This window comes from Nodosilinea sp. FACHB-141 (assembly GCF_014696135.1).
GTDB lineage: Bacteria > Cyanobacteriota > Cyanobacteriia > Phormidesmidales > Phormidesmidaceae > Nodosilinea.
This window is the reverse complement of the sequence record NZ_JACJPP010000015.1, coordinates 14514-36104: the sequence shown is the minus strand read 5'-3', so window position 1 is coordinate 36104 and position 21591 is coordinate 14514. Positions and strand designations below refer to the sequence as shown.

Below are 21591 nucleotides of genomic sequence, written 5' to 3'. Positions count from 1 at the left end.
ACATTCCAAAAAGTGTTTTCCTCAGAATAGGGGCGCATAGTGAAAAAAACAGGGCATTTATCCTGATACACCCTAGGTTGAAACGAATAATTTGATTCTCTATAAACCAGCCGTTGTTTTTCTTTAGAAAAGGCATTACAACCCTTAGATAGGGGAGTTTTAGTGCATCTATCTACTTAGCTAAGGCTCGAATTATCGAAATTTTCTAGTCGCGAAAAGATTGTGCTCTTCGACACAAACAACTGGTGAAAGCACAGTGAGTTCGGGAAAACTAGAGGTGCATCTAGGCAATTCTATATTTAGTCTTCGGTTGAAACTACCACGATGGCCTATACGGTTGTTGGTCATTACAACGCTGGTTTAGTCTGCTTATCTTTTGGTATTGCAATTCTGGCCTCGTACACCACGCTGAGTTTAGGGCAGCAAATTTTGGCTGCAACGGGATGGCGACAGTGGCCTTGGCTTATAGGTGGTGCTCTAGCGATGGGCACCGGCATTTGGGCTACCCACTTTGTGGCCATGCTGGCTTTGGAGCTACCGCTGCCAGTCAACTACGATCTACTCACTACCGGGCTCTCGTTGGTATATGCGGTGCTAGCGGCAGGAATGGCCCTCTGGTTGGTCAGCCGCGCGGGTTTTAGCTGGTTGAGTCTGAGCGCGGCGGGCGTTGTAATGGGGCTAGCGATCGCCTGGATGCATTACACCGGCATGGCCGCCATGGCTATGCCCGCCCGCATTAGCTATCGTTGGCCTTTGGTGGGGCTTTCGGTTGCCATTGCCGTCATCGCTTCGACGGTTGCCTTGGGCTTTAGCCTCTGGTCTCGCCGCCACCCTAAGCAGAGCGATCGCTGGCCCGCCCACCTGGCTGTGCTATCTCTGGGCTCAGGGATTGGTGGCCTGCACTACACAGGCATGGCGGGAACGGTGTTTTTGACTAGCCCCAACCGCTTAGAAGCAGCTGGAGTTTGGCCGAATTTAGAAGGACGCTGGCTGGCGTTGGCGGTCGGGTTTGGGGCCGGGCTAATTTTGCTGGGCATCCTCGTCACCCTAAGAGTTAACCAGCGCCTCACTCGACAGCGCCTGCAAAAAGAGGCGTTATTCGACAGTGAACACCGCTTTCGCACTTTGATTCGCGAGATGGGGGTAGGGGCACTACTGCTCAACCCCAAGGCCGAAATTTTGATCAGCAACCGGGCGGCTCAGCAGTTTTTGCTGCTGCCCGAAGCCAACGATGTTCCTCTAGTGTTTGGTCAAGCGGGGATAATTTGCCGTGAAGATGGCACCCCCTTTGCACCCGCCGAGTTGCCGGTGCAGCAGGCCATTGCCCAGAAGATCCCGATCGGAGACGTGATTATGGGGGTAAGGGCCGCGATCGCCGATCCACCGCGCTGGCTGCTGGTCAATGTTGACCCTCAGCTTAACGAGGCCGGCGACGTCGAACGGGTGGTTTGCACCTGTAGCGACATCACCATTCAAAAACAGGCTGAAGACGCCGTGCGGGCGGTGGCCGATCGTGAAAAGGCGGTCATGCGCGTTGTGCAGCGCATGCGCCAAACCCTCGATTTGGAAACTATTTTTGCCACCACCACCCAAGAACTTCAGCAGGCGATCGGCTGCGATCGCTCCTGGATCTACCGTTTCAACGACGATTGGAGCGGTTCTGTCGTGGCCGAAGTCCTCACTGACCCCACGGCTTCCTCAACTATGACCGACTCGGTACCGGGTCAGTCACTCATTGATCAGGATGACTGTGGTGCCCGCAAGTTGCAAAATAGCGGCTTTGACGAGGGCTACCTGCTGTTAGAGGACACTTACCTACAGGAAACCCAGGCCGAAACCTACCGCCAAGACCGCACCTACCACCGGGTTAACGATATCTACAGCGAAGGGTTTCACAGCTGCTACCTAGAGTTTTTAGAGCGTTGGCAGATTCGGGCCTACGTCATCGTGCCGATTTTCGCCGGCAGCCAGCTTTGGGGGCTGCTGGGTGTCTATGCCCATCACCAGGTCCGCAACTGGACCCGCCACGAGGTGAAAATGGTGCTTCAGGTAGGGGCTCAGTTAGGTACCGCTGTACAGCAGGCCAACCTGCTGCGCAAAACCCAGCAGCAGGCCCAAGCATTAGAAATTGCCAAGCGCGCCGCCGATGCCGCTAGCCAGGCCAAGGGTGATTTCCTGGCCAGCATGAGCCACGAGCTGCGCACGCCCCTCAACGCCATTTTGGGCTTCACCCAAATCTTGCATGACGACAACAGCCTCAACGACGACCACCGCGACTTGATTGCCATTGTCAATCGCAGTGGCAATCATCTGCTGGGGTTAATCAACAATGTGCTATCTCTGGCAAAAATTGAGGCCAACAAAATCAGCCTCGATGAAACGGCGTTCGATCTGCACTATCTCCTCCAGTCCGTAGACGACATGCTGCAGCTTAAGGCCGAGGCCAAAGGCATTCGCTTGGAAGTAATCCAACCGCCGCCGCTGGCCCATCGGCTGTGGGCTGATGAAGGCAAACTACGGCAAATTCTCATCAACTTAATCAACAACGCTATTAAATTTACGGCTCTGGGCTGCGTCACCGTGCGATCGCGGCTGCGGGGCAGCGCCTTAATGCTCGATAGCGGCGGCAGTAAAACCCACTGGCTTGAAATCACGGTGCAGGATACCGGAGTTGGCATCGACTCCGACGAGCTTTCCTATCTGTTTCAGCCCTTTGAGCAAACTCAATCGGGGCGGCGCTCCGCCGAGGGTACAGGGCTGGGCCTATCCCTCAGCAACAACTTTGCCCAGCTCATGGGCGGCACCATTACCGTAACCAGTTTGCCCGGCAAAGGCTCGACTTTTACCCTCAGCATTCCCGTCGGGGCTATTACTACTACCCTGCTCGAACCCGTCGAGACAGAACGGTCAATTGTGCACCTAGCCCCCGAACAGCCCCGCTACCGCATTCTGGTTGCCGACGATGTAGCCGAAAGCCGCCTACTCATGCGCCATTGGTTAGAGGGGGTTGGGTTTGAGGTCCGCGAAGCCAGCCAAGGGGAAGAAGCAATTGATTTGTGGACAAACTGGCAGCCCCATCTGATTTGTCTCGACATGCGTATGCCTGTACTTGACGGCTATGGTGTAGCCCGCCAGGTGCGCCAGCTGCCCGGTGGCAGTGCTACAGTAATTGTCGCCGTTACCGCTAGCGTGTTCGAAGAGCAGCAGTCTGACTGCATCGCGGCGGGCTGTAATGCTGTGTTGCCCAAGCCTCTCCAGCGCGATCAACTGTTAGAACAGGTTGGTTGTAGCCTTGGCCTCATCTACCAGTACGCCGAGGTCGCGCAGACCGACGCCAAAACAGCTGTAGTTGGCCCCCTCAGTGTTGATGGACAGAGTTCAGGCAGAGATCAGCGCCCCCTTACCCAAGCCGACTTCAGTTCGCTGGCTCCCGACTGGCTAGCTCAAATTCATCAGGCGGCTCAGGCTGCTAACGATCGACAGGTTCGCCAGCTGATCGCTCAACTTCCCGCCGAGCAGAAGGTTCTGGCTCAGCGGCTAGACCGCCTGGTTAACGATTTTCGCCTTGACGTCATCATCGACCTAACGGCTGTTCCCACCGCACCGGTTTCCCTGTAGCTTCAACCTATGATTATCGCCGAACCCCACGTCAACAAGGATGTAGACATTCTGTTGGTAGACGATATCCCTGACAATCTGCGGGTGTTGTCAGCCATTCTTGAGATTGAAGGCTATCGCTGTCGCAAGGCCATCAGTGGGGCTTTAGCTCTCAACGCCATTGCCCTGGCTCCTCCCGATCTCATTTTGCTCGACATCACCATGCCCATCATGGATGGCTTTGCTGTGTGTCATCAGCTCAAAGCCGACCCGGCCACCCAGAGCATTCCGGTGATTTTTCTCACAGCTCGCGATGCGGAAGCCGAAAAAGAAAAGGCCTTTCAATTGGGGGCAGCGGATTATATTGTCAAGCCTTTTATGGCCTACGAGGTATTGCTGCGGGTCAAGCACCAGCTGGCCCTGCGTCGCCAGCAGCTGCAGCTAGAGGCTCAAAATCAGCAGCTCCAGGCCGAAATCAAAGAGCGCCAGCTGGCCGAGGCTGAACTGCGTCGCCAGCGCCAGCGTTCTGAAGAACTATTGACCAATGTGCTGCCCTTTCAAATTGCCCAGCGTCTGAAGGAACGGGAACAGGCGATCGCCGACCACTTTGACGGCGTCACCATTCTGTTCGCTGACATTGTGGACTTTAGCACTGTGGCGGCCAAACTCACCCCTTGCGAGCTGGTGCATCTGCTGAATCGCATGTTTTCTCGGTTTGATGAGCTGGCCGCTACCTACAAGCTCGAAAAAATCAAAACCATTGGCGATGCCTACATGGTAGCGGCAGGGGTACCCACATCGCGCCCCGATCATGCCCAGGCGATCGCCTGCATGGCCCTCGAAATGCAGACAACCATCCGCGACTTTTGCCGACCCGACGGCCGTCCTTTTGAGCTGCGCATCGGCATCAACTCGGGCAGCGTGGTGGCTGGAGTCATTGGCATTCGCAAATTCATCTACGACCTTTGGGGCGACACCGTCAATATTGCCAGTTTCATGGAAACCACAGGCGAAGCGGGCAAAATTCAGGTGTCGGAGCTAACCTATACCCACCTCAAAGACCACTTCACCCTAGAGCCCCGGGGCCCAATTTGCCTAAAGAGCGGCGATAGTATGACTACCTACTGGCTGGCTGGACAAGGTCAGAACAGCTCCTGCTGCCTCCCGGATGTCGCCATGGAATATCCCACCAGCCCAGCCCTCTGCTGCGGCTAGGGACTGCCCCGTTCCCACACTCTCGGTGTTCCCAACCGCCTAGGCTGTGGGAGCGGCAGAACGGCTACGGATACCTGGCTATTCCGCTAGGCAAACGCCCTGAATTGAAAACCGTGACGCTCGCCTTGAGGGCATTCACACAAAACCGTGTCAATGCCCACCGGCGACAGCGAAGGGCTGGTTGCGCTAGCTAGAGAACGGGTTTAGCCGTCTACAGTCGCCCCAACTTCCAACGGTACTGGGATATGTGACATTGTGGTTTCTAGGGCAGCATTGACTAACCCTAAAAACAGCGGGTGAGGGGCGCTGGGGCGCGACTGAAACTCGGGGTGAAACTGGCTAGCAATAAAGAACGGATGGCTAGGCAGCTCAATAATTTCCACCAAACGACCGTCAGGGGAGGTACCGCTGACCTGATACCCTGATTCTAGAAATAGGTTGCGGTAGGCGTTGTTAAACTCGTAGCGGTGGCGATGGCGTTCGTAAATCACCTCTTCGCCGTAGAGGCGGCTAGCCAAAGTATCAGGGGCAAGACGACAGGGGTATAGCCCTAGACGCATGGTGCCACCCAAATCAATCACGTCCTGTTGCTCAGGTAGCAGGCTAATCACCGGATTAGGAGTCTCAGGGGAAAATTCTGAGCTATCGGCACCTTCTAGGTGAGCAACATTGCAGGCCCACTCCACTACTGAGCACTGCATGCCCAAGCACAGTCCCAAAAAGGGGATATTCCGCTCTCGAGCATAGCGAATGGCCTGCACCTTGCCGTCAATGCCTCGAGAGCCAAACCCCCCCGGCACCAAGATGCCGTTGACACCGCTCAAATGAGCATCTGGGCCATTAACCTCAATATCTTCGGAGTTGATCCAGCGCACGTTGAGAGCAGCCCGATGGGCGATCGCCGCGTGGCGCAGAGCTTCTACCACCGACAAATAGGCATCGTTGAGGCTGACGTACTTGCCAACAATGGCAATATCGACTGGACGACTGGAGCTGTAGAGTCCTTCTACTAAGGTTTCCCATTGACCTAGGTGGGGCTGACGCTGATCGAGGGCAAGAATCTTGATAGCCTGATGGGCCAACCCCTCGTGCTCTAGCTTGAGGGGCACCTCATAGATGCTGCTGGCATCTTGGCAGGTGATCACCGCCTCGGCAGGCACGTCACAGAACTCAGCGATTTTTTCCTTCATCGGCTGAGGCAGGGCGCACTCGCAGCGGCACACCAAGATATCTGGCTGGATGCCAATGGAGCGCAGCTCCTTCACCGAGTGCTGAGTGGGCTTAGTCTTGAGCTCTCCTGCCGAGGCAATGTAAGGCACTAGGGTAACGTGCATGTAAAGCACGTCTTGCCGCCCTACGTCTTTGCGAAACTGGCGAATTGCCTCTAAAAAGGGCAGGGACTCAATGTCGCCCACAGTGCCGCCAATCTCAGTAATCACTACATCGGGGTTGGTGTTGCGAGCTACCCGATGAATCCGCTCCTTAATTTCGTTGGTGATGTGGGGAATCACCTGCACCGTGCCCCCCTGGTAATCGCCCCGCCGCTCTCGGTTGATCACCGCCTGGTAGATCGATCCTGTGGTAACGCTGTTCAGTCTCGACATGGCAGTGTCGGTAAAGCGTTCGTAGTGGCCCAGGTCGAGATCGGTTTCAGCCCCATCTTCGGTAACGAATACCTCCCCATGCTGAAAGGGGCTCATGGTGCCGGGGTCAACATTGATGTAGGGATCGAGCTTCAGAATGGAAACGGAATAGTCTCGCGACTTGAGCAACCGCCCCAGGCTGGATGCCACAATGCCTTTGCCGATGCTCGACACCACGCCGCCGGTCACAAATACAAACTTCGTCATAGCAGCTCAACCCAGACCCCAGAAGCGTGAACCCGTTAATTGTGCCACAGGCAACAGGCACCCCGCCCATCTTTAATCATTGGAATCGGGTGCGTTATCAAAGGCTAGAGGCACCGTCGCTGCTGTCAGGCCGCACTCGCCGCTCCACTGAGTCGCCATGGGAGGGTAGTCCTTCGGTTTCAGTCAGCACAGCGATCGCCTCGGCCACTCCCCGCAGCGCCTCCGGCGAATACTGCATCAGGCTAGAGTGCTTCATGAAAGTTTCAGTGGACAGGGGTGAAGCATAGCGGGCGGCCCCAGAGGTGGGCAGGGTGTGGTTAGGCCCAGCTAGGTAATCGCCCACCGCTTCCGGGGTCGAGTGCCCTAAAAAGATTGCTCCAGCGTGACGAACCTGCTCCAGCAAATCCCAGGGTTCGGCGACCTCTAACTGAAGGTGTTCGGGCGCAAAGCCATTGGAAAGGTCGGCGGCTAGCTCTAGGCTATCGACAACAACTGCCAAACCATAGTTTGCGATCGCCTTCTCCGTCAGCGTCTGGCGCGGATGGCCTAGGAGCTGCCGATCTACCTCAGCCGCCACCTGCTCTGCTAGAGAAGCACTGGTAGTAATTAAAATCGCAGCGGCGATCGGGTCATGTTCAGCCTGAGCTAGCAGGTCGGCGGCCACATGGGCCGGATTGGCCGTGTGGTCAGCAATCACCAACACTTCTGAAGGCCCTGCTAAGGAGTCAATACCTACCGTCCCAAACACCAGCTTTTTAGCCAGCGTCACATAAATATTGCCAGGGCCAGTAATCACATCTACCGCCGGAATCGTCTCCGTACCATAGGCTAGAGCCGCGATCGCCTGAGCTCCTCCAACCCGATAAATCTCTGTGATCCCAGCCTCCTGAGCCGCAACCAACACGGCAGGGTTGACCGTGCCGGTTTTGCCAGGCGGAGTCACCATCACGATTCTAGGTACCCCAGCTACCCGAGCCGGAATAGCGTTCATAATCACGGTACTGGGATAGGAAGCGCGCCCACCAGGCACATAGAGCCCAGCTCGGTCGACAGGGGTATAGCGCTTACCGAGTACCACCCCATTGTCCTCAAACCGCACCCAGCTTTGGGGTACCCGCTGACGATGAAACGACTCTACATTTTTGCAGGCCAGACGAATCGCATCCAGCAAGCCCTTACTAACCTGTTGGTAAGCAGCATCCAGCTCCGCTCCCGAAAAGCGCAAACCCTCAGCAGCCAGGGTAACGCCGTCAAAATCTGCTGTGTACTGCAACAGCGCCTGGTCTCCCTGGCGCCGAACCGCGTGCAAAATTTCTCGAACTGTTGCTTCCTTGTGAACGACCTGGTCGTCGTGGGTGCGGGCACAGATGCGTTGCAGCTCTGTTCTTGCCTCAGTTAGCTGATGAGTGATGCGGAGCATTACAGCTAGGAATCCCGATAAGCCAGCAAGGTGCAGTTGGCCAGGTTGCCCCTCAAAGGGAGGTTGAGTATCCCTGAAAGGCAGTCAACGCCAGCGTTCTAACATCCTAGTCGATCTAAAGACTAATTTGGCAGGAAACCAATGCATTCAATCACGCCAATAACTCGGTTAGGTGCTAACATGTTTTATCCAGTCAATTAATCTTGTTAAGCTAGGGCGAACTGTGGCAAACATTAAGTCTGCACTGAAACGAATTGAAGTTGCCGAGCGCAATCGGCTCCATAACCGGTCCTATAAATCGGCGGTTAAAACCCTAACCAAAAACTACCTCGCTGCGGTCGAGGCTCATCAGGCTGACCCTAGCCCCGACTCCCTCAAACAGGTCGAATCTACTATGGCCGCCGCCTACAGCAAGATCGACAAAGCCGTTAAGCGTGGTGTACTTCACCCCAACACCGGGGCTCGTAAGAAGTCGCGTATAGCCCGGGCAATCAAGGCTCAGGAGGCGGCAGGGGCTGCGTCTTAGGCACCTTTGGGTTGACCTGCGCTGCCTGCCGTTTTTGTCGCTGCATTCCCTATGCCTCTGGTTGATACCCACGTACATCTCAACTTTGAATCGTTCGCTGGGGATCTCGACGAACTAGCCCAGGCCTGGCGACAGGCCGGGGTTTTGGCTTTGGTACATTCCTGCGTAGAGCCAGGAGACTTTCCGGCCATGCAGCGCATCGCCGATCGCATTCCGGAGCTGTTCCTGGCTGTGGGGCTCCATCCCCTTGATATGGATAAGTGGAGTAGTGCTACGGCAGACCAGATTGCTCAGCTGGCGATTTCTGATAGTCGCGTTGTCGCTATCGGCGAGACTGGCCTCGACTTTTTCAAAGCCGATGATGAAGCCGTACAGCGCGAAGCTTTTTGGCAACAGTTGACCATTGCCTATCGCCAAAATCTACCGGTCATCGTTCATTGTCGAGATGCGGCCTCGGCTACTGCTGAAGTAATTCGAGAGTTTCAGCTCACTGTTGGTCCTGTCACTGGGGTAATGCACTGCTGGGCGGGCACTCCAGAAGAAACTCAAACGTTTCTAGATCTGGGCTTCTACATCAGCTTTAGCGGCATCGTTACCTTTAAGAATGCCCATCAGGTCAAGGCTTCAGCTCAGATGGTACCCAGCGATCGACTGCTAGTCGAAACCGACTGTCCTTTTCTGACCCCTGAGCCTCGCCGCAAGGAGCGACGCAACCAGCCAGCCTTTGTATATCATGTGGCGACCCATCTAGCCGAGCTGCGCCAGATTGAATTTGAGGCTTTAGCCCAGATCACTACTCATAACGCTGTGACGTTGTTTAACTTACCCAAGTCCCTTGTATTTTCTTCTGCTGATGCCGATACATTTCGTCTTCCGACCCCAGCGGCCGGTTAGACCGTTAGCTTAATTAAGCAAGGCAATTCGTTCGCTGTTGCCTTCTGTTCCAGACGCGTCGTTGATCTTGGCCACCTGCACCTGGCCAACCTGCACTAGGAGACCCATGACTGAAACCACCGTTTACCAAGCTCCCCCTAACTTTGTTCTGCCTGACCTGGTAGAAATTCAGCGGTCTAGTTTTCGCTGGTTCCTGGAAGAAGGGTTGATCGAAGAGCTGGAAAGCTTTTCTCCTATTACCGACTATACCGGCAAACTTGAGCTGCATTTCCTCGGCAAGCAGTACAAGCTAAAAAGCCCCAAATATGACGTTGATGAAGCCAAGCGGCGGGATGCTACCTACGCCGTGCAGATGTACGTGCCTACCCGGCTAATCAACAAAGAAACCGGGGAAATTAAGGAACAGGAAGTCTTCATCGGCGACTTGCCTCTGATGACCGATCGCGGCACCTTCATTATCAACGGTGCAGAGCGAGTCATTGTTAACCAGATCGTGCGTAGCCCTGGGGTTTACTACAAGGCCGAGACCGACAAAAACGGTCGTCGCACTTACAACGCCAACCTGATCCCCAACCGGGGTGCCTGGCTGAAGTTTGAGACCGACAAAAACGATCTGGTCTGGGTTCGCATCGACAAAACCCGCAAGCTATCGGCTCAGGTGCTGCTTAAGGCGTTAGGGCTAACGGACAACGAGATTTTCGACTCTCTGCGTCACCCTGACTACTTCCAAAAAACTATTGAGAAAGAGGGCCAGTTCAGCGAAGAAGAGGCGCTGTTAGAGCTTTACCGCAAGCTGCGTCCTGGCGAGCCGCCCACAGTGGCTGGCGGTGAGCAATTGCTGCACTCGCGCTTCTCTGACCCCAAGCGCTATGACCTGGGGCGGGTGGGTCGCTATAAGCTCAACCGCAAGCTGCGCCTCAACGTACCTGATGCCACTCGGGTGCTGACTCCCACCGATATTCTGTCGGCGATCGACTACCTAATTAACCTCGAATTTGATATCGGTTCAATTGACGACATCGACCACCTCGGCAACCGCCGGGTGCGCTCCGTGGGTGAGCTACTGCAAAACCAGGTGCGGGTAGGTCTAAACCGCTTAGAGCGCATCATTCGGGAACGCATGACCGTTTCTGACTCAGACTCGCTCACCCCTGCATCTTTGGTCAACCCGAAGCCTCTGGTAGCCGCCATCAAGGAGTTCTTTGGCTCCAGCCAGCTCTCCCAGTTTATGGATCAAACCAACCCCCTGGCGGAGCTGACCCACAAGCGACGCATTAGCGCCCTCGGCCCTGGCGGTCTCACCCGCGAGCGTGCCGGCTTTGCCGTGCGGGATATTCACCCCTCCCACTACGGACGTATTTGCCCCATTGAGACTCCGGAAGGCCCTAACGCTGGTCTGATCGGCTCTCTAGCTACTCACGCCCGTGTTAATGAGTTCGGCTTCATCGAGACCCCCTTCTTCAAAGCTGAGAACGGTCGAGTCTTCAAAGACGTCGAGCCTATCTACATGACCGCCGATGAGGAAGACGATCTGCGGGTCGCCCCTGGTGACATCGCCACCGACGAAAACGGCTACATCATTGGCAGCACGATCCCGGTGCGCTACCGCCAAGATTTCACCACCACCGATTCCACTGAGGTGGATTATGTCGCGGTGTCGCCTGTGCAGATTATCTCTGTGGCTACCTCGCTGATTCCTTTCCTAGAGCACGACGACGCCAACCGGGCACTGATGGGCTCGAACATGCAGCGTCAGGCGGTACCTCTGCTTCAGCCTGAGCGCCCCTTGGTAGGCACTGGCTTAGAAGCTCAGGCGGCTCGCGACTCGGGCATGGTGATCATCAGCCGCACCGACGGGGAAATCGTCTACCTGGATGCCGATCTGATCAAGGTTCGCGATCCCGAAGGCAACGTCCACGAGTACGAACTGCAAAAGTATCAGCGTTCTAACCAGGACACCTGTCTGAACCAGCGCCCCATCGTATTTCCTGGGGAAAAGGTGCAGTCGGGCCAGGTGCTCGCCGATGGCTCTGCTACCGAGGGCGGTGAACTGGCGCTAGGGCAAAACGTCTTGGTCGCCTATATGCCCTGGGAGGGCTACAACTACGAGGACGCTATCCTGCTCAGCGAGCGTTTGGTGTACGACGACGTCTACACCTCCATTCACGTGGAGAAGTTTGAGATCGAGGCGCGCCAGACTAAGCTTGGCCCCGAGGAAATCACCCGAGAAATTCCCAACGTTGGCGAAGACGCCCTGCGTCAGCTTGACGAAACCGGGATCATTCGTATTGGGGCTTGGGTAGAGTCGGGCGATATTCTGGTGGGCAAGGTCACGCCTAAGGGCGAGTCTGACCAACCCCCAGAAGAAAAGCTGTTGCGGGCCATCTTTGGTGAAAAAGCCCGAGATGTGCGCGATAACTCTCTACGAGTGCCCAACGGGGAGAAAGGTCGGGTTGTCGATGTGCGGGTGTTTACCCGAGAGCAGGGCGATGAGCTGCCCCCTGGCGCCAACATGGTGGTGCGGGTCTATGTGGCCCAAAAGCGCAAGATTCAGGTGGGCGACAAGATGGCTGGTCGCCACGGCAATAAGGGAATTATCTCCCGCATTTTGCCCATTGAAGATATGCCCTACCTGCCCGATGGCACTCCCATTGACATTGCCCTCAACCCGCTTGGGGTCCCTTCCCGTATGAACGTGGGGCAGGTGTTTGAGTGCCTGCTGGGCTGGGCTGCCGACAACCTTGATTGTCGCTTTAAGGTGATTCCCTTCGACGAGATGTACGGAGAGGAGGCCTCTCGAAACTCCACTCACGGCAAGCTGATGGAGGCCCGAGAAACCAGCGGCAAAGACTGGATCTTCAACCCTGACGACCCCGGCAAAATTGTGCTGCGAGATGGTCGTACCGGCGAAGCTTTTGATAAGGCTATTACAGTTGGTAGAGCCTACATGCTGAAGCTGGTGCACCTAGTTGACGACAAGATCCACGCCCGTTCTACCGGCCCTTACTCTCTGGTGACTCAGCAGCCTCTGGGTGGCAAGGCCCAGCAGGGTGGTCAGCGTTTTGGAGAAATGGAAGTTTGGGCTTTGGAAGCTTTTGGAGCAGCCTACACCCTCCAAGAGTTGCTAACGGTCAAGTCGGACGATATGCAGGGGCGCAATGAGGCGTTGAATGCGATTGTTAAGGGCAAGTCGATTCCTCGACCGGGCACTCCTGAGTCCTTCAAGGTTCTGATGCGAGAGCTACAGTCTCTCTGTTTAGACATTGCGGTGCACAAAGTAGAAACTCGGGAAGACGGCACCAGCCGCGATACCGAAGTAGATCTGATGGCCGACGTCAATAGTCGCCGCACCCCGTCTCGTCCCACCTACGAGTCCATCGCCCGGGATGAAGAGCTAGAGGAAGTAGAAGACTAGCCTGTCCCTGATTCGACCCCGGAATTGAATCTGACCCAGTTCCGGGGGTCGGCTTAAACCTGCATTGATCAGACCGCGCGCGCTTACAAGGAAAATACCCAGCATGGCCAAGCTAGAACAACGGTTTGACTACGTCAAAATTGGATTAGCCTCCCCAGAACGCATTCGCCAGTGGGGGGAACGCACCCTGCCCAACGGGCAAATCGTAGGGGAAGTAACCAAACCTGAAACCATTAACTACCGTACTCTCAAGCCCGAAATGGACGGGCTGTTCTGTGAGCGCATCTTTGGCCCCGCCAAGGATTGGGAATGCCACTGTGGTAAGTACAAGCGTGTGCGCCATCGCGGCATTGTGTGTGAGCGCTGCGGGGTAGAGGTAACCGAATCGCGGGTGCGTCGTCACCGCATGGGCTACATCAAGCTGGCTGCTCCAGTGGCCCACGTGTGGTACTTAAAGGGCATTCCCAGCTATATCGCCATTCTGCTCGATATGCCGCTGCGGGACGTGGAGCAGATTGTCTACTTCAACGCCTACGTGGTGCTGGATGCGGGTAATGCCGAGAATCTCAGCTATAAGCAGCTGCTGACGGAAGACCAGTGGATTGAAATTGAGGACCAGCTCTACGACGAAGAGACTGAGCTAGCAGGGGTAGAGGTCGGCATTGGTGCTGAAGCTCTCCAGCGGCTGCTAGAGGATTTGGAGCTAGAAGCCACGGCGGAAAAGCTGCGGGAAGACATCGCCAACTCTAAGGGCCAGAAGCGGGCCAAGCTGATCAAGCGTCTGCGGGTGATCGATAACTTCATCGCTACAGGCTCTAAGACCGAGTGGATGGTGCTGGACGTAATTCCGGTGATTCCGCCCGACTTAAGGCCTATGGTGCAGCTGGACGGCGGCCGTTTTGCGACCTCTGACCTGAACGATCTCTATCGTCGGGTGATCAACCGCAACAACCGACTGGCTCGCCTTCAGGAGATTTTGGCTCCTGAAATCATCGTCCGTAACGAAAAGCGGATGTTGCAAGAGGCGGTAGATGCGCTGATCGACAACGGTCGCCGGGGTCGCACCGTAGTGGGGGCCAACAATCGCCCGCTGAAGTCGCTCTCCGACATCATTGAGGGTAAGCAGGGACGCTTCCGACAGAACCTGTTGGGTAAGCGGGTTGACTACTCTGGCCGTTCTGTCATTGTGGTCGGGCCTAAGCTGCAGATTCACCAGTGCGGTTTGCCTCGGGAGATGGCGATCGAACTGTTTCAGCCCTTTGTGATCCACCGGTTGATTCGCCAGGGACTGGTCAACAACATCAAGGCGGCGAAGAAGCTGATTCAGCACAACGACCCCAGTGTATGGGACGTGCTGGAAGAGGTGATTGAGAGCCACCCAGTCATGTTAAACCGGGCACCGACCCTACACCGTCTAGGCATTCAGGCCTTTGAACCCATCCTAGTAGAAGGGCGAGCGATTCAGCTGCACCCGTTGGTGTGTCCGGCCTTTAACGCTGACTTTGACGGTGACCAGATGGCCGTGCACGTACCGCTGTCCCTTGAGGCGCAGTCGGAGGCGCGTCTGCTGATGCTGGCTTCGAACAATGTGCTGTCGCCTGCTACTGGCCAGCCGATTATTACCCCGTCCCAGGACATGGTATTGGGCTGCTACTACCTAACAGCGGAGAACCCCGACGCCGTCAAAGGCGAGGGCCACTACTTTGGCAGTATGGAAGACGCCATCATGGCCTTCGAGCAGGGCGTGGTCGATCTTCACTCTAAGGTTTGGCTGCGGTTTGACGGCGAAGTGGAGTCTGACCAGCCTAAGAACACGTCTCCAGAGCGGATGGAATCTGAGGATGGCAGCATCACCGAAATTTACCCCGATCGCCGGGTGCGACTAGACAGCGAAGGCAAGCTGATCTCCCAGTACATCAAGACCACAGCGGGCCGCATTATCTACAACAAGGCGGTGCTCGACGCGATCGCAGGCTAGGGGCCACACCACAACACCGACACAGCACGAACATCACTACACAAGGGCGAAACCTATGGCTGAGCAAGGGGCACCTCAAACCTCTCTGACCTTTCGGAACCGGATTATCGACAAGAAGCAGCTCAAAAAGCTGATCTCTTGGTCGTTTACCCACTACGGCACCGCCCGCACGTCCCAGATGGCCGATCGCATCAAAGACTTGGGCTTTAAGTACGCCACCCGGGCTGGAGTCTCCATCAGCGTGGAAGATCTCCAGGTACCCCAGGAGAAAAAGGGCATGCTAGCTGCTGCCGAAGAGGACATTCGCATTACCGAAGAGCGGTATACTCGGGGCGAAATCACTGAAGTAGAGCGTCTCACTAAGGTAATCGACACCTGGAACGACACCAGCGAAGAGCTGAAAGACCAGGTGGTGAAGAACTTTAAGGAAAACAATCCTCTCAACTCGGTGTACATGATGGCCTTCTCGGGAGCCCGAGGAAACATCTCCCAGGTACGCCAACTGGTGGGCATGCGGGGTCTGATGGCGAACCCTCAAGGGGAAATCATCGACCTGCCCATTAAGACGAACTTTCGCGAGGGGCTGACCGTTACCGAGTACGTGATCTCCTCCTACGGGGCTCGTAAGGGTCTGGTAGATACGGCGCTGCGAACTGCCGACTCAGGCTATCTCACCCGCCGTCTGGTGGACGTTTCCCAAGATGTGATCATCCGGGAGCACGACTGCGGTACAACCCGCGGCATTCCCCTGCGCAGTATGACTGACGGTGAGCGGGTGCTGATTCCTTTGGAGAACCGTCTGCTGGGCCGGGTGGTCGCCGAAGATGTGCCGCATCCCAAAACCGGCGAGGTGCTGTTGGAGAAGGACCATCCTGTGTCTCCAGAGACGGCAGAAATGCTGGCTGAGGCTGGGGTTGAAGGCGTGGTGGTGCGATCGCCCCTCACCTGCGAAGCTACCCGCTCTGTGTGCCGCCTCTGCTACGGCTGGAGCCTAGCCCACTCTGAAATGGTTGACCTGGGCGAAGCCGTGGGCATCATTGCCGCTCAGTCCATCGGTGAGCCTGGTACCCAGATGACCATGCGCACCTTCCACACCGGCGGTACCTTTACCGGCGAAGTGGCTCCCCGCATCCGGGCCAGCAAGGATGGCACCGTAAAACTGCCTAAAAATCTGAAGACTCGCGCCTTCCGCACCCGCTACGGCGAAGATGCGTTGATGATCGAGTCGAATGCTGACGTAGTGATTGAGGGCAGCGGCAAGAATAAATCTGAATCGCTGCCCCAGGGCACAATTCTGTTTGTTGATGACGGTGAAACCGTACAAAAGGATCAGCTCTTAGCTGAGCTTCCCTCGGCGGGGCGCACGCGCAAGGTGACCGAGAAGGCTACCAAAGACGTGACCTCTGACCTGGCTGGGGAAGTGAAATTTGCCGGCCTAGTGCAGGAAGAAAAGACTGACCGTCAGGGCAACACCACTCGCTTAGCCCAGCGGGGTGGTCTGCTGTGGGTACTAGCCGGTGACGTCTACAACCTGCCTCCCAGTGCAGAGCCGGTGGTGCGCAACGGCGACTACGTCAACGCCGATGACACCCTAGCTGAAACCAAGCTCACCACTGAACGGGGTGGTTTGGTCCGTTTGCCCGAAGCCGACGACGAAAAAGGCACTCGCGAGGTTGAAATCATCACTGCCTCCGTCATGCTTGACCAAGCCCATGTACGCAAGGAGCAGGGTCAGGGTCGGGAGCACTACTTCATTGAGACCGCCCATGGTCAGCGGTTTTCTCTGATTGCCACGCCGGGGGCCAAGGTCACCAGCGGCCAGGTGATTGCTGAGCTCGAAGACGATCGCTTCCATACTCAAACTGGCGGCATCGTCAAGTTTGCCGGGGTCGATGTGGCCAAAAAAGGTAAGGGGAAGCAGGGCTATGAAGTCGTTCAGGGTGGTACCCTGCTGTGGATTCCTGAGGAGGCCCACGAGGTTAACAAAGACATTTCTCTGCTGATGGTAGAAGACGGCCAGTACCTGGAAGCCGGCACTGAGGTCGTTAAAGATATCTTCTGCCAAAACAGCGGCGTGGTCGAAGTCACCCAGAAGAACGACATTCTGCGCGAGATCTTGGTCAAACCCGGCGACATTCACATGGTGGATGCCCCCGAGGATGTGATGGATCGCGATGGCACCCTGGTCAACGCTGGGGAAGAGGTGATGCCGGGACTAGTGGCTGACGCCCTACGCTACATCGAGTATGTCGAGACTCCCGATGGCCCCGCCCTGCTGCTGCGCCCGGTGGAAGAATACGTGGTGCCCAACGAGCCCGCTGTACCCAGCCAAGATAGCGCCGCCGATGCCGCCGGTTCGATCAAACTGCGCGCCATCCAGCGGATTCCCTTTAAGGATGGAGAGCGGGTGAAGTCGGTGGTTGGAGTTGAGCTGTTGCGCACTCAGCTAGTCCTCGACATCGAAGACGAATCACCCCACGTCGTGGCCGATATTGAGCTGGTCCCCGACGACAGCGATGCTGACCTGATGCGACTGCAAATGGTGGTGCTCGAAACCCAAGTGATTCGCCGTGACGTAGTGGCTGACCAAACCCAGGGCAGCACCGTCACCCGTCTGCTGGTGGAAGATGGTCAGCAGATTGAGCCGGGCGCGGTTGTGGCCCGCACTGAGATTCGTTGTAAAGAGGCGGGTGAGGTGCGCGGTATTCGCGAAGGGCAAGAGGCGGTTCGCCGCGTGCTAGTCGTGCGAGAGTCTGACCGTATGAAGGTCGATCTCCAAGGCAAACAACCGACCGTGAAGGTGGGCGACCTGGTGGTGGCCGATACTGAATTGGCTCCTGGTCTGACCCACGAAGAGTCGGGCCAAGTCACCGCCATCGACGACGGCCAAATCTCTTTACGGCTGGCACGTCCCTACCGGGTGTCTACCGGTGCCGTACTGCACATTGAAGACGGTGACCTGGTACAACGGGGTGACAACCTGGTGCTGCTGGTGTTTGAGCGGGCTAAAACCGGCGACATCATCCAGGGTCTACCCCGAATTGAGGAACTACTGGAGGCCCGCAAACCTAAGGAGGCCTGTGTGTTGTCTGAGCGCCCCGGCAATGCCCAGGTGGTCTATAGCGATGACGAGACTGTAGAGGTCAAAATCATTGAAGACGATGGTGTGGTGACGGAATATCCGATTAGCCCCGGCCAAAATGTGATTGTCTCCGATGGCCAGCGGGTCAGCACTGCTGAGCACCTCACCGACGGCCCCGCCAACCCTCACCAGATCCTGGAGGTGTTCTTTAAGTACAACCTCAGCCTGGGCATGGGCATCCACGATGCGGCGCTTGGAGCTTTGCAGGAAGTGCAGTCGTTCTTGGTGAACGAGGTGCAGTCGGTGTACCAGTCCCAAGGCATCGACATTTCCGACAAGCACACCGAGGTGATTGTGCGGCAGATGTCGTCGAAGTGCCGAATTGACGACGGCGGCGACACCACCATGCTGCCCGGTGAGCTAGTGGAAATCTACCAGGTGGAGCAGGTCAACGAGGCCATGGCGATCACGGGTGGTGCCCCAGCGGAATACACGCCGGTGCTGCTAGGGATCACAAAAGCTTCGCTGAACACCGATAGCTTCATCTCTGCCGCTAGCTTCCAAGAAACCACCCGGGTGCTCACGGAAGCAGCGATCGAAGGCAAGTCGGACTGGCTGCGCGGCCTGAAGGAGAACGTCATCATTGGTCGTTTGATTCCGGCAGGGACGGGCTATAACGCCTACGAGGAGTCTCCGGCTCCGGAACTTGACCCGGCCTATGAGTCGGCCATTTTGGACGACGACATGGTGCTCCAGGACGTGGTGCTAGATGACTTCACCGCCCGCAGCTATGACTTAGAGGGCAACCTCAGCATGCTGAATGACGATGAGATGATCGGCGGCATGTCGTTGGAAGATGGCACTCCACGCGGCAACGGTGACTTCCCCGGCCTGGGGAATGGCATTGGCATCGATGGTATCGATGATGATCTCTTGATCGACGACCAAACCGAAGCCCTCTAGACGATTTACCTCAAACACCCCGGCTAACCTAGGTTAGCCGGGGTGTTTTTTAGTGGTTCGGTCGTAGGCAAATAGCGGTAACGTCAGGACAGCGCGATCGCCCTTGTCTACTGCCATTTTTCTCAGCCGCTGCTGTTTTATACGTAGCGTTTCTACCTTGGGGCTTAAACTGTTTACAAGAGGGAGGTAGCGCAGGTGGTTGCGGATTGGCGATCGCCAATCTGAGGAAAGTCCGGGCTCCCGAAAGACCAGACTCGCTGGGTAACGCCCAGTGCGGGCAACCGTGAGGAGAGTGCCACAGAAACATACCGCCGATGGCTTCGGAATTTTCGAGGCACAGGTAAGGGTGCAAGGGTGCGGTAAGAGCGCACCAGCAGCATCGAGAGGTGCTGGCTCGGTAAACCCCGGTCGGGTGCAAGGTCGAGGGGCAAGGTTGGTCTTTTTCCAGCCCCGCTGTTACGTACCGCAAGAGGCGTTTGGCAACAAGCGTCCCAGATAGATAACCGCCCCCCTGGCAACAGGGGAACAGAACCCGGCTTATGTCTACCTCCTTCCCTCCATCTTCTCCCTACTGATGATTTGTTGACCGTGACCGATCTCCCCCCATCTCGGCAGCGCCAGCTGGAGCAGTGGGTGCAAAAGTCTGCCCTACCTACCGCTGATGCTACTAACTGGGTGCGCCTCGACCAGGCTTTGACCCACAAATCGGTAGACGCAGCCAATAACTACGAACAGCTTGAGCTACTGGGAGATGCGGTGCTGCGACTGGCGGCGACGGAATGTTTGCAAGAAAATTTTCCTAACGCCTCGGTAGGAGAATTGTCGGCGGTGCGATCGGTGCTGATTAGCGATCGCACTCTGGCCCAGCTAGCCCAAGAGCTAGATTTAGCCCCCTACCTCACCGTTGCCTCTAGGATGGCAGTTGGCCCTACCCACCTAGCCGATGCCCTAGAGGCGGTAGTGGCCGTACTCTATTTAGAAACCCAAACTCTAGGGCCAGTGCGCGCCTGGCTAGACGACTCGCTGCTGCGGCTGACGGCCGCCGTGCGCCAAGACCCAGCCCGACAAAACTACAAAGTAGCCCTGCAAGAACTCACCCAGGCTCACAGCAAAACCCTACCTCAATACCGCACTGTAGAACAGCGATCGGTGGATGGCGACCCCCAACGCTATGCATCCACCGTGTGGTTTCGGGAAACCTGTTGGGGAAGCGGTCACGGCCCCACGAAAAAACAGGCTGAACAGGCCGCCGCCGCCGCTGCCTACGATCGCCTTCGCCAAACCCTCACCCATGAGTCCTCCTCCTCAGCCACTTAACCTCGCTATTTTTGGTCTGGGCCGCTGGGGCAACCACCTGTTGCGTAACTTTTTGGCCCTACCCACAGCGCGAGTGGTGGCAATAGTCGACCCTGATCGGCAGCGGTTAGAAGAGTTGCGCGATCGCTTCGCCCTAGGCAACACCGTAGCCTGCTACGACGACTGGCCCCAGGCCATGGCCCACCCAGGCTTAGAGGCCGTAGTGATTGCCACCCCGGCCAGCACCCACTACCCCATGATTCAGGCGGCACTCAAAGCCGGCTTGCATGTGCTGAGCGAAAAGCCCCTCACCTTAGACAGCAACCGCAGTGCTGCTCTTTGCCAGCTAGCCACTACCCAGCAGCGGCAGCTAATGATTGATCACACCTACCTATTTCACCCAGCGGTGCAGCGGGGTCGTGAGCTGTGCCAGCAAATTGGCCCCCTTCGTTACGGCTATGCCGCTCGCACCAATTTGGGGCCAGTGCGCTCCGATGCTGATGTGTTCTGGGATCTGGCCATCCACGACGTTTCCATCTTGAATTACTGGCTGGGGCAGAGCCCCTTGGCCGTCGCCGCTTGGGGGTCAGTGTGGCTGCAAACCAAGACGGAGGCCAAGCTAAGAGATGTGGGCTGGCTCCGGCTAACGTATCCCAACCCGATTGGGTCTGCCCCACTAGAGGTAATGGTTCATGTGAGCTGGGCCAACCCCGACCGGCAGCGGCGGCTGGCCCTAGTGGGCGATCGCGGTACTTTAGTCTTTGACGAGAGCCCCCAAGCCCACCCTCTGACCCTATATTCTGGGCACTTTCAGTCCCAGGAACCCCCGTTTGTCCCCAGTAGTCTCAAGGCCGAGGCTGTGGCGATCGCTCCCCTAGAGCCGCTGCAACAGATGTGCGCCCACTTTCTAGACTGCGTTGCCAACAATAGGCCCTCACCGATATCGGCAGGACCTATGGCCACTGAACTGGTGAGGCTTATGGAAGCGATCGCGATCGCCGCCGAAACAGGCCAGCAAGTAGATATCTAAATCAAAGTTTACGGATTTAGCTTCTGCTCCCTCCTGCGGAACTATTTCATTTGACTGAATTGTGGTGGTTTCTTGCACAGACTGGGCAAGCTACCCCCGTGGGCCGATGCCTGCTCTCGTTGTAGTTTGAGAAATTTGTTTTAGTTGCTTCACCACATCGCAGCTTCATGAACTCAGAATAAGTTTGCTTTGCCAATTCAATTTAGCGGGCTATACCTGAAACAGCTCGCCGCCTTCTTGTCAGGGCAAGGGTTTAAGTTCCTGGCCGTCAGCCGTCAAAACCCCTCACATACAGAAGACCTATGTACTATTCATACTGGCTCAC

The 21591-nt window shown here is 56.5% G+C and carries 11 protein-coding genes and 1 other RNA gene; 10 read left to right on the top strand and 2 right to left on the bottom strand.

The window, feature by feature from the left end; all coding sequences use genetic code 11:
- The first annotated feature begins 324 nt into the window (after positions 1–324).
- Positions 325–3618 (top strand): MHYT domain-containing protein, encoded by a 3294-nt coding sequence (locus H6F59_RS16450; RefSeq protein ID WP_190702348.1) that lies wholly within the window; start codon positions 325–327, stop codon positions 3616–3618.
- 9 nt (positions 3619–3627) lie between these two features.
- Positions 3628–4812: an adenylate/guanylate cyclase domain-containing protein gene (locus H6F59_RS16445; protein ID WP_190702345.1), complete on the top strand. Its 1185-nt coding sequence runs from the start codon at positions 3628–3630 to the stop codon at positions 4810–4812.
- A 203-nt stretch (positions 4813–5015) separates the two neighbouring features.
- Here the strand turns inward: H6F59_RS16445 and H6F59_RS16440 are convergent, their stop codons facing one another.
- Both H6F59_RS16440 and hisD read right to left on the bottom strand, forming a co-directional pair.
- On the bottom strand, positions 5016–6662 hold the full coding sequence (locus tag H6F59_RS16440) for a CTP synthase (RefSeq protein WP_190702344.1): 1647 nt from the start codon (positions 6660–6662) through the stop codon (positions 5016–5018).
- 97 nt (positions 6663–6759) lie between these two features.
- Positions 6760–8082, bottom strand: a complete 1323-nt coding sequence (gene hisD, locus H6F59_RS16435; protein WP_190702341.1) for a histidinol dehydrogenase — start codon at positions 8080–8082, stop codon at positions 6760–6762.
- Positions 8083–8305: 223 nt separating this feature from the next.
- On the opposite strand from hisD, the gene rpsT reads away from it, so the two are divergent.
- The 8 genes from rpsT to H6F59_RS16395 all read left to right on the top strand — a co-directional run bounded on the left by rpsT (position 8306) and on the right by H6F59_RS16395 (position 21266).
- On the top strand, positions 8306–8608 hold the full coding sequence (gene rpsT / locus H6F59_RS16430; protein WP_190517718.1) for a 30S ribosomal protein S20: 303 nt from the start codon (positions 8306–8308) through the stop codon (positions 8606–8608).
- 51 nt (positions 8609–8659) lie between these two features.
- The gene (locus tag H6F59_RS16425; RefSeq protein ID WP_190702339.1) at positions 8660–9502 is read left to right on the top strand and encodes a TatD family hydrolase; all 843 of its coding nucleotides are present in this window, start codon (positions 8660–8662) and stop codon (positions 9500–9502) included.
- Positions 9503–9608: 106 nt separating this feature from the next.
- Positions 9609–12917 carry a DNA-directed RNA polymerase subunit beta gene (rpoB, locus tag H6F59_RS16420; protein WP_073607786.1) on the top strand — a complete coding sequence of 1103 codons (3309 nt, stop codon included), beginning with the start codon at positions 9609–9611 and terminating at the stop codon, positions 12915–12917.
- Positions 12918–13020: 103 nt separating this feature from the next.
- Positions 13021–14895 carry a DNA-directed RNA polymerase subunit gamma gene (locus H6F59_RS26805; protein WP_190517723.1) on the top strand — a complete coding sequence of 625 codons (1875 nt, stop codon included), beginning with the start codon at positions 13021–13023 and terminating at the stop codon, positions 14893–14895.
- A 55-nt stretch (positions 14896–14950) separates the two neighbouring features.
- On the top strand, positions 14951–18940 hold the full coding sequence (locus H6F59_RS16410) for a DNA-directed RNA polymerase subunit beta' (RefSeq protein ID WP_190702337.1): 3990 nt from the start codon (positions 14951–14953) through the stop codon (positions 18938–18940).
- Between the two features lie 182 nt (positions 18941–19122).
- An RNA gene (gene rnpB / locus H6F59_RS16405) (RNase P RNA component class A) lies at positions 19123–19495 on the top strand.
- A 33-nt stretch (positions 19496–19528) separates the two neighbouring features.
- On the top strand, positions 19529–20257 hold the full coding sequence (gene rnc, locus H6F59_RS16400) for a ribonuclease III (protein WP_313887235.1): 729 nt from the start codon (positions 19529–19531) through the stop codon (positions 20255–20257).
- Positions 20232–21266 (top strand): Gfo/Idh/MocA family protein, encoded by a 1035-nt coding sequence (locus tag H6F59_RS16395; RefSeq protein WP_190702335.1) that lies wholly within the window; start codon positions 20232–20234, stop codon positions 21264–21266. Before rnc ends, H6F59_RS16395 begins: the two co-directional genes overlap by 26 nt.
- The last annotated feature ends 325 nt before the right edge of the window (positions 21267–21591 follow it).